This window comes from Arthrobacter sp. NPDC057009, assembly GCF_042673905.1.
Taxonomy (GTDB): Bacteria; Actinomycetota; Actinomycetes; order Actinomycetales; family Micrococcaceae; genus Arthrobacter.
Genome location: NZ_JBHUSB010000003.1, coordinates 41,406 through 54,174, shown reverse-complemented (window position 1 = coordinate 54,174; position 12,769 = coordinate 41,406). Strand labels below are relative to the sequence as shown.

General features: G+C 63.6%; 12 protein-coding genes. 7 read left to right on the top strand and 5 right to left on the bottom strand.

Translation table 11 applies throughout. The annotated features are described in order from the left end of the window. Window positions 1-75: 75 nt before the first annotated feature. Window positions 76-414, bottom strand: a complete 339-nt coding sequence (locus ACFTR6_RS04795; protein WP_377957061.1) for a cupin domain-containing protein — start codon at window positions 412-414, stop codon at window positions 76-78. Window positions 415-922: 508 nt separating this feature from the next. On the opposite strand from ACFTR6_RS04795, the gene ACFTR6_RS04790 reads away from it, so the two are divergent. The 4 genes from ACFTR6_RS04790 (at window position 923) to ACFTR6_RS04775 (ending at window position 4,395) form a co-directional block, all read left to right on the top strand. Then, complete coding sequence (locus ACFTR6_RS04790; protein WP_377957060.1) at window positions 923-1,300, top strand: cupin domain-containing protein; 378 nt, start codon at window positions 923-925, stop codon at window positions 1,298-1,300. A 73-nt stretch (window positions 1,301-1,373) separates the two neighbouring features. Next, window positions 1,374-2,792, top strand: coding sequence for an NAD(P)-binding domain-containing protein (locus ACFTR6_RS04785; RefSeq protein ID WP_377957059.1), 1,419 nt, complete (start codon window positions 1,374-1,376; stop codon window positions 2,790-2,792). Window positions 2,793-3,024: 232 nt separating this feature from the next. Further along, on the top strand, window positions 3,025-3,612 hold the full coding sequence (locus ACFTR6_RS04780; protein ID WP_377957058.1) for a TetR/AcrR family transcriptional regulator: 588 nt from the start codon (window positions 3,025-3,027) through the stop codon (window positions 3,610-3,612). Window positions 3,613-3,657: 45 nt separating this feature from the next. After that, complete coding sequence (locus ACFTR6_RS04775) at window positions 3,658-4,395, top strand: cache domain-containing protein (protein WP_377957057.1); 738 nt, start codon at window positions 3,658-3,660, stop codon at window positions 4,393-4,395. On the opposite strand, the gene ACFTR6_RS04770 is transcribed toward ACFTR6_RS04775, so the two are convergent. Next, window positions 4,385-4,594 (bottom strand): hypothetical protein, encoded by a 210-nt coding sequence (locus ACFTR6_RS04770; protein WP_076799888.1) that lies wholly within the window; start codon window positions 4,592-4,594, stop codon window positions 4,385-4,387. The two genes, ACFTR6_RS04775 and ACFTR6_RS04770, sit on opposite strands and share 11 nt — an antisense overlap. A gap of 378 nt (window positions 4,595-4,972) precedes the next feature. Here ACFTR6_RS04770 and ACFTR6_RS04765 point away from each other — a divergent pair, with 378 nt between their 5' ends. After that, complete coding sequence (locus tag ACFTR6_RS04765; RefSeq protein ID WP_377957056.1) at window positions 4,973-5,755, top strand: FadR/GntR family transcriptional regulator; 783 nt, start codon at window positions 4,973-4,975, stop codon at window positions 5,753-5,755. 23 nt (window positions 5,756-5,778) lie between these two features. On the opposite strand, the gene ACFTR6_RS04760 is transcribed toward ACFTR6_RS04765, so the two are convergent. Both ACFTR6_RS04760 and ACFTR6_RS04755 read right to left on the bottom strand, forming a co-directional pair. Continuing rightward, window positions 5,779-6,093 (bottom strand): hypothetical protein, encoded by a 315-nt coding sequence (locus ACFTR6_RS04760; protein WP_377957055.1) that lies wholly within the window; start codon window positions 6,091-6,093, stop codon window positions 5,779-5,781. A 49-nt stretch (window positions 6,094-6,142) separates the two neighbouring features. Beyond that, complete coding sequence (locus ACFTR6_RS04755; RefSeq protein ID WP_377957054.1) at window positions 6,143-7,864, bottom strand: dihydroxy-acid dehydratase; 1,722 nt, start codon at window positions 7,862-7,864, stop codon at window positions 6,143-6,145. A gap of 266 nt (window positions 7,865-8,130) precedes the next feature. Here ACFTR6_RS04755 and ACFTR6_RS04750 point away from each other — a divergent pair, with 266 nt between their 5' ends. Together ACFTR6_RS04750 and ACFTR6_RS04745 are read left to right on the top strand one after the other, a co-directional pair. Next, window positions 8,131-9,282: an alcohol dehydrogenase family protein gene (locus tag ACFTR6_RS04750; RefSeq protein ID WP_377957053.1), complete on the top strand. Its 1,152-nt coding sequence runs from the start codon at window positions 8,131-8,133 to the stop codon at window positions 9,280-9,282. Between the two features lie 34 nt (window positions 9,283-9,316). Then, the gene (locus ACFTR6_RS04745) at window positions 9,317-10,441 is read left to right on the top strand and encodes a mandelate racemase/muconate lactonizing enzyme family protein (RefSeq protein WP_377957052.1); all 1,125 of its coding nucleotides are present in this window, start codon (window positions 9,317-9,319) and stop codon (window positions 10,439-10,441) included. A gap of 266 nt (window positions 10,442-10,707) precedes the next feature. On the opposite strand, the gene ACFTR6_RS04740 is transcribed toward ACFTR6_RS04745, so the two are convergent. Further along, window positions 10,708-12,657, bottom strand: a complete 1,950-nt coding sequence (locus tag ACFTR6_RS04740) for a BCCT family transporter (protein WP_377957051.1) — start codon at window positions 12,655-12,657, stop codon at window positions 10,708-10,710. Window positions 12,658-12,769: the final 112 nt, after the last annotated feature.

The following is a 12,769-nucleotide window of genomic DNA, read 5'->3' as shown; positions in this document are numbered from 1 at the left end:
CTATTGCTGGATGTAAAAGACGCAGAAAACCGCCTTGCACATTGCATCCCCAACTGCATGTGCAGGAGTGCCGAACTAGATTTCGAAGTACCGGAAGGAGTGCGACTCTGCACCTTCCGGGTTCGGGCCGTACGTGGTGACCATCCGGGCGTAGACGGGCGCCCAGTACCGCCCCAGTTGTCCTGAATTAACACGCGCCGCGTCGCCCGGCTTGAGGATGACCGTCTTGCCTTCACTCTGGATGTGGAGTTCGCCTTCCAGGACGAAGTTCGTCTCGGTGTGGGGATGAAAGTCCTCCCAGCCACACGCCTCCAGCTCCCACTCCGAGAGGATGAACTCGCTCCACCGGCCTACAGGATCAGCGTTGATGAACCTGCAGCGCAACCGCGGCCATTCGGCCCTCATGGGCGTCATGGACTTCGCCGGCCAGAAATCGATTGGGGCACCGGTCGTAAGTGTCGCGAGTTGAGGGGTTGTCGTCATTGTCTTTACCCGTTTTCTCGGAATGGGGATTTTTGCACGGGGCGGTGAATCGCACGAGAAGCACAGCTGTGATCTAGATCACTGCGCTGCGGAACACTCTGACACGGACGGCGGTCCTAGTCAACGGTTCCAGATAAGTGACATGGACTGCACATTGACTTCCCGGGAATCCCAAAAGAACTGAACTTGGACGGTTGACTAATACATTCGTTCATGTCAGAGTTTCTGCCACGAGCAAACGTGACTGGCATCACACCAGCCGGGGCCTGGTTGGCCCTGCAGAGCCGGAGAACTCCGGTCTGCAACTGACTCTCGCGGGAGCCCCGATCGGGTTCCCCGGCTGCCTTCGGTGCAGCCCCGCAGGTCCCGTCCGCTTCCAGTTCTGTCAAAGGCGCAGTTCTGGGCTGATCATGCACGCACTATCGATCCAGGAGAGATTATGGAAACCCTCGTAGGAACCCTGAGCAAGGCCGGATCCATCCACAAGGTCGTTGGCGGTTACACCGGTCTGCCGTCGATGAACGAACCCGGCACGGTCGCTGCGATTGGCGACTCGCTGCACAACCCGGAAGGCTCGGTCATGAGCGCCGGCTTCTTCGAGCTGAAGGCCTCCGAGCCCCTGGTGTACACGTACACCTACGACGAGATGAAGGTCGTCATCGCCGGCGAGTTCATCCTCACCGACGAAACCACCGGCGAGGTCACGCACGCCAGGGAGCGCGACGTGCTGTTCTTCCCGAAGGGCACGACCGTCAGGTTCGAGACCCCCGACTACGGCCTCGGCTTCTTCGCCGGCGACCGCACCTTCCCGGCCTGATCCCCCCGGGCATCCCCACCCCCGCTGCGTCGCGGATCCGTGACCGAAATTTTCATTGGAATTGGAGAGCAAGATGACACTACGAGTAGGAATCATTGGTGCCGGCCCCAGCGGCCTGGCCCAGCTGCGGGCCTTTGAATCAGCACGCCAGAAAGGCGCCGCCATCCCCGAGATCAAGTGCTTCGAAAAGCAGGACGACTGGGGCGGGCAGTGGAACAACAGCTGGCGGATCGGCCTGGACGGCCACGGCGAACCGGTCCACTCCAGCATGTACCGCCACCTGTGGTCCAACGGCCCCAAGGAATGCCTCGAATTCGCCGACTACTCCTTCGACGAACACTTCGGCCGGCCCATTTCCTCCTTCCCGCCGCGGGAGGTCCTCTTCGACTACATCAAGGGCCGGGTCGAAAAATCCGACGTCCGCCAGTACGTGCAGTTCAACACCGTCGCCCGCCACACCAGCTACAACGAAACCACCCGGGAATTCACCGTCACCGTCGAGGACCTCAAAACCGGGATCACCGAAACCCACATCTTCAACAAACTCGTCGTCGCCACCGGCCACTTCCACGTCCCCGCCGTCCCCGAATTCAAAGGCATCAAAACCTTCCCCGGCGAAGTCATGCACGCCCACGACTTCCGCGGCGCCGAACGCTTCTACGGCAAACGCCTCCTCATGATCGGCAGCAGCTACTCCGCCGAAGACATCGGCATGCAGGCCCACAAAATGGGCGCCGCCGCCATCACCATGAGCTACCGCAGCAACCCGATGGGCTACCACTGGCCCGACACCACCGTGGAGCGGCCGCTTGTCACCCACTTCCAGGGGAGCACCGCCTACTTCAGCGACGGCACCCACGACGACTTCGACGCCGTCGTGCTCTGCACCGGCTACCAGCACAAATACCCCTTCCTGCCCAGCGAACTCTCCCTGACATCCCCGAACGTGCTCTACCCGGGCAACCTCTACAAAGGCGTGGTCTGGCAGCAGAACACCAACCTGTTCTACCTCGGCGCGCAGGACCAGTACTACACCTTCAACATGTTCGACGCCCAGGCCTGGTTCGCCCGCGACGTCATGACCGGCGTCATCGACCTGCCCTCCCTCACCGAACGCGACACCGACATCCGGCACTGGCTCGACCGCCAGGCCGCCCTCCCCGACCACGACGCCGAAGCCGACTTCCAAACCGACTACCTGCGCGAACTCATCAACGCCACCGACTACCCGCCCTTCAACCTGGACGCCGTCTCCCAACTCTTCAAAGACTGGATGCGCCACAAACACGAGAACATCCTCGGCTACCGCGACATGACCCACCGCTCCGTCATCACCGGGACCATGGCCACCCCACACCACACCCGCTGGCTCAACGCCATGGACGACTCCCTCGAACGCTACCTCCACGGCACCAGCCAGGACATCAACACCGGCCAGGACATCAACACCGACACCCCCGAGGACCTCACCGACACCCTCGCCGCAACATAAACCACCACGCATGCCTCCGCCCCGCGGCCCACACCGGACCGCGGGGCTGTGGCGCGCCACCGCAACCGGGCCAGCACCGGCACCCAGACCCGGACCCGGGCAACGGACTTCCGCACGACAGGGACAACCGTTCGAGTCAATAGTTCATGAATGGTGTGCGATATTTATCCAGGCAATAGTCTTAGGACAAGCCCCCACCGGGGCCTGATGCCGGGAGACGAGAGAGTGAGCTATGCGGGTACCCGCAGAGGAACGCAAAGAACAGCTAATCGCAGCCACCGTTGAACTGATGCGGCGCGAAGGCGTCCAATCAGTAACCGTCCGGGCCATCGCCAAAGAAGCCAACGCACCCCTGGCCACCGCACACTACTGCTTCAGCGGCAAAGACGAAATCATGGACGCCGCCGCCGAAGCCTGGCTCAAAAACCTCAGCAGCTTCTCCGGCGACATCCACTTCGAACTCGGCCTCCGCAAAGCCGTCGAACAAGTCGCCGAAGGCTACTGGCGGGCACTGGAAGAAGAACCCGCCAGCCTCCTCGCCGAAATCGAACTCATCCTCTGGGCCACCCGCAACGCCCCCACCAGCCCCCTCGCCGCCAAAATCTACCCCGCCTACGAAACAGAACTCGGCAACATCTTCTCCACCGCAGCCGAAAGCAACCGCGAAAAAAGCCTCATAGACTTCCCCACCCTCGCCCGGTCCTTCCTCATGATCTACGACGGCGCAGCCATCCAATACCTCACCAACCCCAAAGCCACCGACCACCGCACCATGTTCTTCACACTCGTAGACGCACTCCTGACCAAAGCCGGCGTCTAACCCGGAGACTGCCCCACGGTTACAGCGAATCAATTCAGGAGGCCCATGAACCACGACAAAGAAGCCGCGCATGCTGCCAACGCTCTCACTTCATGGACCAAGGGCGTCTCCGCCAGGATTAAGGGACTCGCCGGCAACGTCGCCTCGCTGCTTGAACGAAATCCCGGCGGCAAGTCCAAGATCGACAAAACAGCCCTGGCCGGACTGGAGAAGCTCTCGCGCGAGTTTCTGGCGAAGAACGCTTTCGCCGTCGGCGCCGGGACGTTCTTCGCCCATCAATTCGCTGCGGAGGGCAGCGAAGCCCTGGAGTGGTGGTCCCGCAAGGAACCCGGATCCATGGGCCGGCTTGATCTTGACCGCACTCCGGGCAGTAACCGGTACTACGACTTTGAGAAGCTGCCCTTCTTCTCGACTGCCGCGTCCACAGGTGAACAGACCCTCTGGGGCCCGTACATCGACTATCTCGGCTTCGAGGAATACATCCTGACGTTCACAGCCCCCGTTTACGTCCACGGAACCTTCATGGGGGTCGCTGGATGCGATATCCGCATCAAGGACCTGGAAGCCCTCATCATGCCCCACCTGCGCGTGGTCCCGGGCAACGCCGCCCTCATCAACGCCAGCAACCGCGTCATTGTCGGCAACTCCCCGATGTATCTGGTGGGCGACCGGATCAAACCCGGAGCTGCGGAGCAGCAGCGGTTGGCCCTGGATGTCCCCCACCTGGGGCTCGCGCTGATCTACACCGACCCGCTGAAGGCTTCCGCAGCAGTTAGCGCATAATTTCGCGCGTAACCCCGAACGGGACCTGGTCAGAGAGCGCGGCCGTATAGTGTCCCGGCTTGTTACGGGCCACCACAATGCCGTGCGTGCGGGTGTGCATGGCCAGTTGCTGGAGCTTGTTCACGGCTTCCTCAAGGCGCTCGTCCAGCGCGCGCCGGGTCGTGACATGGATATCGATGGAGTTAGTGAGTGCGGTCATGGCGGCTTCCATTTTCTGCTCGTTCTTCGGTGGTCTGTTGCCGCCCACGGCTGGAGGGCTGCTGTTGCCGGTGTGACGGTGGTCACGTCCTTTGCTCTAGCAAAGATACGTCCTTCAATACATTCAGTCCAGCACTTTTACTCGGCCAATTTGAAAAGACTTATTTGGACTCCGGCGGGACTATGGCCAGCTTTCGCGCCGGATCGACCCGCTGCAAATAAGACTGTACTTAATGTTTTCTGGAGGGTAGCTTTGCTCCAGACGCGGGGCGCGCCGGGGCAAGTGGAGGCGCATCGGATCACCGCTTTCGCAACGGGATGGGTCCGGTCCACCCGCTGCAGTAATACTTACGACCCTTAATCATGGTGGGAGCGGAGAATGACCTCGACGACGTCATTGCAGTCGCAGATCTATCGGTCCCTGCCGGAAATCGAGAGGTCGGATGCGATTGTCGAAAGAATCTCCACCGGCATCGGCCTCGGTTTGCTTGAGGTGGGTCAGCGGCTGCCGCCTGAAGCGGCGCTCTCGGAGATGTTCGGAGTTGGCGGCGCGACGCTTCGGGAAGCCTTGGCCGAGTTACGGGACCGGGGCATCGTCGAGACTCGCCGCGGCCGGAGCGGAGGTACCTTTGTGGTCAGTCAGCCGCAAACCCCTACCGACAGGGTCCGTGATTGGTTTCTTTCGACATCCATTTCCGAGATCCGTGACATCGGGGACGAACACTCGGCGATTGCGGCCAGCACCATACGCCTGGCCTGTGAACGTGCGGAAGCACATAACCTTGAGCGTCTTCGCGAACTTGCCCGCGCCTTGATTTTGGCCAGGAGCCCGGAGGTTCGTGCTTCCGCTGACAGCCGCTTCCACATTGAGTTGGCCGTTTCGGCGCAGTCACCGAGGCTCGCGGCGGCCGAAATCCGGCTGCAGGAAGAGTCAGTCCTACAGTTGTGGGCTCCCCTCGGCGGGGAACTTGACTCCGAAACGGCAACTGCTGAACACCTGGAGCTGGTCCGGACGGTTGCCCAGGACCAGACCGAGAAAGCCCAGAAACTGGTCCTCGAGCACATTCGGCGGAACATTTTCCACCTGATCGACACGAAACTCACACTCGGATACAGCCGAGCCATCCAGGACGACGCCGCAGGCGAAGTCATGAGCGCCTAAACGCCATCCTCATGCCCCTAGTGTCAGTCGGTCAGGACGTCGACGGCGGCGGGCTTGGCTACCCTGGCCGTGAGCGGAGTTGAGCGGTTACCGCTGGGCCTGTTTCGTCGCAGGCGGACCAGGGCCGCGATGGAGATGGTGCCCCAGACGGCGTTCAGGAGCACGAAGGGCCATGCTTCCTGGTGGTAGCCGTTGATTATCAGCGCGGCGGATCCGATCAGGTTCGCTGTATGGAAGAGACGTCCGTTGGTAATCCAGCCCATGGAAAAGGCGGTATACGCGGCAAGCGTGGTGAAGGCGCCTACCCATCCACTTATGTCAGCCAATACCGTCAACATCTTCGTCCCTCTTCCCCTGTTATTTTCTGGATGTCGGCACCCCGTGGCGTTACCAACCTCCGTGCCATCCCACCGGGATGGAGCCCGGGGCCAGGTCCGGTGCGGGCCCGCCGTCGGCCATGAAGTCGAAGTCGCAGCCCTTGTCGGCCTGGAGGATGTGGTCGTTGACCAGCTTGCGGTATCCCTTGGGCGGGGTACGGGGAGGGGTAAAGGATGGCCGGCTGAGGAACTCGCTGTCCGGGAGGTCGACGGCGAGAGTCCGCTGTCCGACGTCGAGCACCACCGGATCCCCGGTGCGCAGCTTGCCCAGCGGTCCGCCGACGGCGGCTTCCGGGGCGACGTGCACGGCCATGGTGCCGAAGCACGTTCCGCTCATGCGGGCATCGGAAATGCGGACCATGTCAGTGACTCCCTGCCGGAGCAGCTTCTCGGGCAGGGGCAGCGCTCCCCATTCCGGCATTCCCGGTCCCCCGACCGGGCCGACGTTGCGGAGCACGAGCACGGTATCGGTCGTGACGTCCAGGTCAGGGTCGTCGATGCGGTGGCTGAGCTCGTGATGGTCATCGAAGACCAGCGCGGGGCCACGGTGGCGCAGCAGCGCCGGGGTCGCGGCGCTGGTCTTGATCAGCGCGCCGTCGGGTGCGAGGTTGCCCTTGACGACGGCGATGCCCCCGCTGGGGGCGAACGGGCTGTCGAGCGTGGACAGCACCACGTCCTCGACGGCGGCCGGCCGGATGCTTTCGCGGAGGGGCTTTCCGGTTACGGTCAGCGTGTCCGTGTCCAGCAGGGGCTCCAGCCGGTGCAGGACTGCGGGGATGCCGCCGATGGTGTTGAGCCGCGCGAAGAGCTCTTCCCCGCTGGGGCGCAGGTTGGCAATCAGGGGGGTCCGGGCGGAGATCTGGTCGAACCGGTCCAGGCTAAGCTCCACCCCGGCCTTCCGCGCGATCGCAAGCAGGTGGATGACAGCGTTGGTGGATCCCCCGAGGGCCATCAGGGCGGTGATCGCGTTGTCGAAGGCCGCGGGGGTGAGGATCCGGGAGGGCCGGAGACCGCTGCGGGCGAGATCCACGGCCCGTTCGCCGGTGGCCTCGCCCAGGGCGTAGCGGCGTGAGTGGGTGGCCGGCACGGTGGCGCTGCCCGGAAGGGCCATCCCGAGTGCTTCGGTGAGCGCTGCCATCGTGGATGCAGTGCCCAGCTCCGGGCAATGCCCCACGGAGGGGCCGGATGCCGCCTCGAGTTCGGCGAAGTCGGACTGGCTCATCCGTCCGGCACGCAGCTCGTCAACGTAGGCCCACAGGTCCGTTCCGACTCCGAGTTCCCGGCCGCGGAAGACAGCGGGATTGGCCGGGCCGCCGGTGAGCGCGATCGCCGGTACATCTGCGCCGGCCGCTCCCATGAGCTGCGCCGGAACCGTTTTATCGCATCCGCCAAGCAGCACCACGGCGTCGAGCGGATACGCGCGAATGGATTCCTCGACCTCCATCGCCACGAGGTTGCGGTACATCATTGCGGTCGGCTTCATCAGGGCCTCGCCAAGACTCATGGTGGTGAGCTCCACCGCGACGCCGCCGGCCTGCGCGACGCCACGCCGTACAGCATCAGCCAGGCCCTTCAGGTGGAAGTTGCAGCTGACCAGGTCCGACCACGAGTTGCAGATCCCGATGACCGGCCGCCCATCAAGAGCGTGCCGGCCGAGCCCGGTGCCCGCCAGCGACGAGCGGTGCAGGAACCCTGCGAGATCATCCCGCCCGAACCACTGTGCGCTACGCATCGGGCCACCTCTCAAATTTTTGTGTCGACACCAGCTCGGACCCTTGGCAGGGAAAGCCCGGAGATCCAAACCAGAGCGTTCATTTAGTAAACGCCTTGTTCAATTTAGGGCACAGCTCACAGCTAGTCAAGCAAACGGTTTACCGTTGACAGGAGAAGGCTAGGGGCTGAAAATGAACGTGACGTTCAAGTATGTGAGGTGATCCGCTGGAGAGCCCTCGTCAGGGATGTCCTTCGATCAACAGCAGAGACGAACATAGGAGTTCTGTGAGCACTGGCACTGAAAAGGGGACCGTTTCCGGTCTGGAAGCAACTGCCCAAGGTACGCTCCCCGAGGTCATGGCGGCGGTGCTGCTGACCGGGCATGGCGGGCTGGAGAAGCTGGAGTACCGCACTAATGTTCCTGTTCCCGCCCCCGGTGAGGGCGAGGTCCTCATTGAGGTCGGAGCGGCCGGGATCAACAACACCGACATCAACACCCGGATCGGCTGGTACTCCAAAGCCGTCGATTCCGGAACCAACGCCGGTGGCGCCGAAGGTTTCGCTGACATCACCGATTCGGACGCCACCTGGTCCGGCGAGGCGCTGACCTTCCCCCGGATCCAGGGCGCCGACGCGGCCGGACGCATCGTGGCCGTCGGTGAGGGCGTTTCCCCTGACCGGATCGGCGAGCGGGTGCTCGTGCGGAACATGCTGCGCACCTATGTCGGGTACCGCCCCTATGAGTGCTGGACCTTTGGCAGCGAATGCGACGGCGGTTTCGCCCAGTTCGCCGTCGCCCCCTCCCGGGAAACCTACGCCGTTAACTCAGACTGGTCCGACGCGGACCTGGCCGCCATTCCCTGCGCCTACTCCACGGCGGAGAACATGCTGCACCGCGCCCAAGCGGGCGCCGAACGCGTCCTCATCACCGGAGCGTCCGGCGGCGTCGGCCTCGCCGCCGTCCAGCTGGCCAAGCGCCGCGGCGCCACCGTCACGGCCGTCTGCTCTGCCGCCAAGGCCGCCCAGGTCAGGGCTGAAGGCGCCGACCGTACCGTCGACCGCGGCACGGAACTGGTGGCCGAGCTGGGACGCAACTCGTTCGACGTCGTTATTGACATTGTGGGCGGACCGGAAGCCGGGCAGCTGCTCGAGCTCCTGCGCTCCGGCGGCCGCTACGCCATCGCCGGCGCCATTTCCGGCCCCGTGGCGGAGATCGACCTGCGCACCATTTACCTCAAGGACCTGAGCCTGCTCGGCTGCACCTTCCAGGAGGACGAGGTCTTCGAAAACCTCATCACCTACATCGAGGCCAATGAGATCCACCCGGTCGTCTCCAAAACCTACCCGCTGTCCAACATTGCCCAGGCCCAGGAGGACTTCCTGTCCAAGAAGCACACCGGAAAGCTCGTCCTCCTCCCGCCTGCTGCCCACGCGTGAACCCCGCAAACCCCAACAAGACGGAAATCTGACCATGAAAATCGAACGCATTGAACTGTTCCAGGTGGACCTGCCCTACTCCGGCGGGATCTACCATCTCTCCGGCGGGCGCACCTACGAGTCCTTCGACGCCTCCATCGTCAAGATCACCACCGACGACGGAACAACAGGCTGGGGCGAAAGCACGCCCTTCGGCGCCACGTACGTCGCCGCCCACGCCCTGGGCGCCCGGGCCGGCATTGCCGAGCTCGCACCGGCACTCCTGGGCCGCGACCCCCGCCAGGTGGACCGGAACTACGATCTGATGGACGCCACGCTCGTGGGCCACAACCATGCAAAGGCGCCGCTGGATATCGCCTGCTGGGACATCTTTGGCAAGTCCGTGAGGCTTCCGGTTTACGAACTGCTGGGCGGCTCCACCGGCGCCCCGATGAGCATGATGTCCTCCATCCACGCCGGAGATCCCGAAGAGATGCGCGCACGGGTCGCCGACCACCGCGCCCGTGGCTACCGCGGCCACTCCATTAAGATCGGCACCCCCGACAGCGAGGGCGGACCCGCCCTCGACGCCGAGCGCATCACCGCCTGCCTCGCGGACCGGGAACCGGGAGAGTTTTACTTCGTCGACGCCAACGGCGGCATGACGCCCGAAACCGTCCTGCGCATGCAGGCGCTGCTCAAGCCCGGCCTGGATTTCGTGATCGAAGCCCCCGTGTCCACCCGCCGTGAAACGCTGTCGCTCCGCCAGCGGTTCCACTACCCCATCATCCTGGATGAGCTCATCCAGCAGGACGAGGACGTCATCTGGACCATCGCCCAGGACGCCGCCGACGGAATCAACCTCAAGGTCTCCAAGTCCGGCGGGCTCACCCCCGGACGGCGCCAGCGCGACATCGCCCGCGGCGGCGGACTCACCGTCAGCGTCCAGGACACCGTCGGCTCGGCCATCGCGTTCGCCGGCGTCGCCCACCTCGGCGCCACCATCCCCGAAAAGCTGCTCCGCTGCGTCCTGAACACCGCCGACATGGTCACCCTCGAGACCGCAAAGTTCGACGTCATTCACCGCGACGGCGGCATCCTTCCCCCGGAAGCCCCCGGACTCGGCATCGAGGTGAACGAAGACGCCCTGGGCGAGCCCGTCGCCGTCTGGTCCAACTAAAAGTCACCTGCTAAACGCTTGGTTCCCCTGGCCCGCGCCAGGGGAACCAAGCGTTTTTTCGTGACCTGCCAGCCTCCCCGGAAGAAACCCGGAGGCCATCCGCCGTCGGGGTGCGGAAGCCCGACGGCGGCAGTTCACCCACACAGCTCTGTCCGTTCCGGAATCTCAGGGACGCCAGCACTGATGTCCGGGTACAAAAAATGGCCTCCCCTCAGGGGAGGCCATTTGTTGTCCGGTTGGAGAACGGTCGGGGTAGGGCGGGGTGCTTAGCTAGGCACCTCGGTCGCCTGACGCCTCTCTGCCCCGTCCTTCTTGCCCTTCCCCGAGGGGTAGATGGGCTGGCCGGCGGCGGTGGCATCGATGGCCTGCATCTGCCCGGTGAGCGGTTCTGAGCTCTCCTCGGTGGTGAGAGTGAACTTCTTGTGGCCGTGTTCGTCCACGGCCTTGCGGATAGAGCGCCGGATCACGGACTCCGACAGGCGCTCCCGCAGATATGTGGGGTCTTTGTGCAGGTCGCGGGTCAGGGCGATGCACATGCCCAGCATCATCAGGACAATCGGCAAGGCGGCCACGATGGTGATGCGCTGGACACCGGCCAGGGCTTCTGCCGGAGTGTCCCCGCCGGCCAGCAGCATCACGGCTGCGACCGCCCCCATCAGGGTTCCCCAGAACACCACGACGGGCTTTGAAGGTTCGAGTGTGCCGCGCGAGCTCATGGAGCCCATGATGATGGACGCGGAATCAGCTCCGGTGATGAAGAAGATGGACGTGAGGACCATGGCCAGCACGGCCAGAGCGATGGTCACAATCTGGGGCACGTTGAGGTTGTTGAACATTGCGAACAGGGCCCCGTCGAAGGAGATGGTGGGCGCGCCGTCCACCACTTTTGCTATTCCGTCATTGGGATCCGCTGAGGCGTCTGCCTGGCGCTGGATGTCGATGGCGGTGCCGCCGAAGATGGCGAACCAGAGGAGTGAAACCAGGGAGGGGACGGCCAGGACGCCGGTGACGAACTGGCGGATGGTGCGGCCGCGGGAAATGCGCGCCACAAACATGCCGACGAAGGGCGTCCAGGAGATCCACCAGGCCCAGTAGAAGACGGTCCATCCGGACAGCCACTGGCGCATTGCCTCGTCCCCGGAAGCCTCGGTGCGGGCAGCCATGGACGGGAACTGCTCGGCGAAGGAGCCGAGCGCCGAGGGCAGGAGATTGAGGATGAAGAGGGTGGGGCCGATGACAAAAATGACGACAGCCATCAGGACTGCGAGGACCATGTTGGTGTTGGCCAGGTACTGGATGCCGCGCTCGATCCCGGAGACGGCCGAGACCACGAAGCAGATGGTGAGCACCGCGATAATGACGACGAGCAGTGGCGTGCCGACTTCCTCCACCACCCCGTTGAACTGCAGGCCGCTGCCGATCTGCAGGGCGCCAAGCCCCAGTGACGTCGCGGAGCCAAAGAGGGTGGAGAAGATGGCCAGGATGTTGATGAATTTGCCGCCGGCGCCATTCATGGCGCGGCGCCCGAAGAGGGACACGAAGGCCTCAGAGACCAGGTTCTTGCGCCCCATGCGGAACGTGCTGTAGGCCATGGCGAGACCGACGACGGCATAAATGGCCCATGGGTGCAGCGTCCAGTGGAACAGCGTGGTGGCCATGGCGGTCTCGACCGCTTCGGCCGTCTGGCCATCCACGGTGGCAGGGGGCGGGGAGATGTAGTGGTAAAGGGGTTCGGCGACGCCGTAGAACATCAGCCCGATTCCCATGCCGCAGGCGAACATCATCGCGATCCAGGAGGAGGTCCGGAATTCCGGGCGTTCCCCGTCCCTGCCGAGGGAGATGTGGCCGAAGCGTCCGGCGGCCAGCCACAGCACATAGACGAGGAACAGGAGGCTGAGAAGCACGAAGACCCACCCGGTGCTTGCCAGGACCCAGTCGAGCGCGGCCTGGGACACGGTGGACAAGCTGGCCGTGTCGGCAAAGCCCCAGATGACGAAGGCGATCACGAGGGCGCCCGTGACCGCGAAGATTGTCTTGTCCAGGCCTTCAAAGCCCCGCTTCAGGAAACTGCGGCGCTTTTCCGCCCCGTCCCTGAGCTCTTCGAGGATTTTTACCTCCTCCGCCTCGGCATGGTGCAGGTGGGCAGTGTCATCTACTGGAGACTCGTCTGCCACCTCGATAACCGGCGGTTCTGATGTGGAACTTCCCGTACTCATGAAACCTCTTTCGACTGTCTTCACTAGGGGCAAGGACGACGTCGTCCCTCCCAAACGAATTGAACGCGATGTTCATTGTGCCGTGGATCACATACAGCCGACAAGACTTTCG

Coding starts and splice junctions, on each gene's coding strand:
- ACFTR6_RS04740 (WP_377957051.1), bottom strand. CDS start 12,657: ATGAGTACGGGAAGTTCCACATCAGAACCGCCGGTTATCGAGGTGGCA.
- ACFTR6_RS04780 (WP_377957058.1), top strand. CDS start 3,025: ATGCGGGTACCCGCAGAGGAACGCAAAGAACAGCTAATCGCAGCCACC.
- ACFTR6_RS04755 (WP_377957054.1), bottom strand. CDS start 7,864: ATGCGTAGCGCACAGTGGTTCGGGCGGGATGATCTCGCAGGGTTCCTG.
- ACFTR6_RS04760 (WP_377957055.1), bottom strand. CDS start 6,093: ATGTTGACGGTATTGGCTGACATAAGTGGATGGGTAGGCGCCTTCACC.
- ACFTR6_RS04795 (WP_377957061.1), bottom strand. CDS start 414: ATGACGCCCATGAGGGCCGAATGGCCGCGGTTGCGCTGCAGGTTCATC.
- ACFTR6_RS04790 (WP_377957060.1), top strand. CDS start 923: ATGGAAACCCTCGTAGGAACCCTGAGCAAGGCCGGATCCATCCACAAG.
- ACFTR6_RS04765 (WP_377957056.1), top strand. CDS start 4,973: ATGACCTCGACGACGTCATTGCAGTCGCAGATCTATCGGTCCCTGCCG.
- ACFTR6_RS04785 (WP_377957059.1), top strand. CDS start 1,374: ATGACACTACGAGTAGGAATCATTGGTGCCGGCCCCAGCGGCCTGGCC.
- ACFTR6_RS04770 (WP_076799888.1), bottom strand. CDS start 4,594: ATGACCGCACTCACTAACTCCATCGATATCCATGTCACGACCCGGCGC.
- ACFTR6_RS04745 (WP_377957052.1), top strand. CDS start 9,317: ATGAAAATCGAACGCATTGAACTGTTCCAGGTGGACCTGCCCTACTCC.
- ACFTR6_RS04775 (WP_377957057.1), top strand. CDS start 3,658: ATGAACCACGACAAAGAAGCCGCGCATGCTGCCAACGCTCTCACTTCA.